The organism is Micromonospora sp. CB01531 (genome assembly GCF_001905095.1).
Lineage (GTDB): Bacteria > Actinomycetota > Actinomycetes > Mycobacteriales > Micromonosporaceae > Micromonospora.
The window spans coordinates 1-2,322 of sequence record NZ_LWLS01000051.1; the positions used below are offsets into that span (position 1 = coordinate 1).

The 2,322-nt window shown below is 66.4% G+C and carries 1 protein-coding gene; it reads right to left on the reverse strand.

The annotated features are described in order from the left end of the window. Positions 1-70: 70 nt before the first annotated feature. Positions 71-1,630, reverse strand: coding sequence for a hypothetical protein (locus A6A27_RS08270; protein WP_198940236.1), 1,560 nt, complete (start codon positions 1,628-1,630; stop codon positions 71-73). Positions 1,631-2,322: the final 692 nt, after the last annotated feature.

Sequence of the window (2,322 nt, forward strand, 5' to 3'; positions counted from 1 at the left end):
TGCGCGCTGCCGAGTTCCCGGACGCTCACTAAAAGGGTTAGTGGCGATCGGAAGGAGCGCGTGACCTCGCTCATGCCGGCACCCCCAACAGGCGCTGCCCCGACGGCGTGACTGGTTCGCGGGGGTCTGGTGTGAGCAATCCGACCTGCACCGCGATCTCGGCCAGCTGGTGAATGCGCAGACCGATGTTGCCGCTTCCTTCAGTGGAGTCAGCGAAATAGCCGCCGTTGCGCTCATGGAGGCGGCTGAACAGCGAAATGGTGCCGTCGGGGTTGAACCTGACCTTGCGCAGCGCTACCCGGCGCGATTGGGCGAGCATGTCGTCAACGAGCCGTCGCCCCAGCTCAGCGACCGATCGCTGGCCAAACTCCAGCCGGAGCTGCGCTACCCACGTGGGGTCGAGATAGGTGGGGCGCTTTCCCCTGAAGGTCCGCAAGGTGAGGCCAGTCAGCGACTCGAGGCGCCGGGCGCCGAGCAGCAGCAACGCGACGTCGGTGACCACACCAGCATCGTCGCGCAACAGCTCATCCTCGGCTGGTAGGGGGTCACCATGCTTGTCAACGACTGCGGGTAGACCGGCCTCTAACTCCGCGACGGTACCGCTGGGAAGCCGCCCGGTTATCCACTCGTGCAAGTGGCTGTGAGATGCGATCTCTGCCCTGAGGACTTCGTTGACCAACGCTGCCCAGAGATGTCGCCATGCCCCGACCGAGTGGTGACGAAGCACGACCCCTCGCCACGCTGCCGTACGCTCTTCGCCGGCCAGCAGCGGGTCCTCCCGTGCCGCTGAGCCGTACGCCACGCCGGCGGCGAACGCCTCCGGCCACGTCACCGCGCCTGGGTTTAGCTGCCACGACCGGGCGAGTATGCGCAGGGTGGCCCGCCGGGTTCGATCGTTCCCGGTCCAGGCTTCATGCTCGTGTCGACCATCAGCGGTGGCGCTGAACAGCGAGCTCAGCGGTTCCAGGTCCGGGGTATCCCAGTCGTGCTGAAGGCTCAAGCGGCCGAGTGCCGCCGACGGTAGTGACAGGCCACCTCGACGCTCGGCGACATCGATGAGGGGGGCGTACATCTTGGTGACTCCCGGTGGACACGGGTGGCGGCCGGCGCGCAATGCGCCGCTGTCCATCGTCACCGTTCCGAGCGCCACACTGGGACCGTTGTACTGCGACCAGAAGCCCCAGGTACGTGGCGAGTAGGAGATGGAGCCCGTGGTGTCGGCCACGGAAAACTCTTTGCCGTTGTCGGGCGCAAGCCGGGCTAACGCCTCGGTACCGTGGGCCAGCCCGAGCGGGTGATCCGGGTCGTCGTACTCCTGCGAGATCCGTGCCAAGCCCACCTCCGCCCGGCGGACGAGGCGCTGGCATGCTTCTCGGTTCAGGCCCCTCCGTTCCGCGTGCACGGCGAGAGCCCAGTACAGGCTGTAGTAGCGGGCGTAGCGCGTCACGGTGGAGACGCCGGGTACGAGCATGTCGACGCAGGCCATGACCGGCGCCTCGACGGCTAGCGGATACCGGCCCGCTCGGGCGATTAGACCCGGCTCGCACCAGGTGGGCCCCTCGATCGCGGATCGTGAGGCTGTTGCTGAGTCGGTCGCCGCATCTGTTGAAGCGCTGGTCATGATGGCCATCTTGGTCCTATAGGGATGTGAGCGGAATGCCCCGAGGAGTCAACTCGCCCGCCAGCCCACTCGCACTGGTCTGACCACCGAGCGTGACCCCAAGAGCGTCGAACACTCCAGCGGTAGATGTTGATCAGTTTTCGGTGAGGGGCTGTCAGGTGTAGTGGCTGGGTTGGCGAGGACCGGGGTGAGGCGTCGCCAGAGCGGCCGCGTCAACCGGTCAGCCAGACGCCGGCCGGGGTCGATGCAGCGCCCGCAGCTGGGCAAGCGCCACGTGTGTCTGCTCGGGCTTGGCCACCATCCGTGTTCAGATGGACGGATTCAATTGCGGTAGGCCGCGAACCAGCCGGGCGGGTCGTGTCGTCCCGTCATTCCTGCGCCGGCGATCGGGCTGCCCGCCGGCACGATGGGTACCATCGGGTGCTCGACGGGTGCTCGACGGGTGCTCGACGGGTGCTCGGGCGCCGTAGACGGGCCTGTGGTTGGGTGGACTGATTGGGACGCCGTCTCGACCAATTCGGGCCATGACCGCGAACAGATGAACTCCCGCGACCTGGCTGGACTGGGTGACTCGATCAGAATCAGGCTCTTAGTAGCACTTTGTTAGGTGTCGGGTGTGTCGTTGGTGGCTTCCATGTGGATGGTGGTTGGCTGGTGGTGTGACTCCGGAGCAGATCGAGCAGGTACGTCCGCGGCTGGTT

Coding starts and splice junctions, on each gene's coding strand:
- A6A27_RS08270 (WP_198940236.1), bottom strand. CDS start 1,630: ATGGCCATCATGACCAGCGCTTCAACAGATGCGGCGACCGACTCAGCA.